This window comes from Acinetobacter sp. Colony158, assembly GCF_019264745.1.
GTDB lineage: Bacteria > Pseudomonadota > Gammaproteobacteria > Pseudomonadales > Moraxellaceae > Acinetobacter > Acinetobacter ursingii.
Genome location: NZ_CP078523.1, coordinates 3090198 through 3090458, shown reverse-complemented (window position 1 = coordinate 3090458; position 261 = coordinate 3090198). Strand labels below are relative to the sequence as shown.

1 protein-coding gene is annotated in these 261 nt (G+C 49.8%); it reads left to right on the top strand.

Annotated elements, in window-relative coordinates; all coding sequences use genetic code 11:
- Positions 1-228 (top strand): transposase domain-containing protein (locus JR005_RS12500; protein WP_218665192.1); only part of this gene is annotated, 228 nt, incomplete at its 5' end.
- Between the last annotated feature and the right edge of the window lie 33 nt (positions 229-261).

The following is a 261-nucleotide window of genomic DNA, read 5'->3' as shown; positions in this document are numbered from 1 at the left end:
GAAAATCAGATGCGTCCCTGGGCGTTGGGGCGCAAGAACTGGCTGTTTGCAGGTTCGCTGCGCAGTGGTCAGCGAGCGGCAAACATCATGACGTTAATCCAGTCAGCAAAGCTGAATGGCTTGGATCCGTATGCCTATTTAAGTGATGTGCTGAAAAGGCTGCCGACACACAAAGTGACCCAAATTGAAGAGTTACTGCCACACCGCTGGAAACCTAAATCGAATTAAAAATTGGCATGGGGTTCAGCGGACGCTTACAAA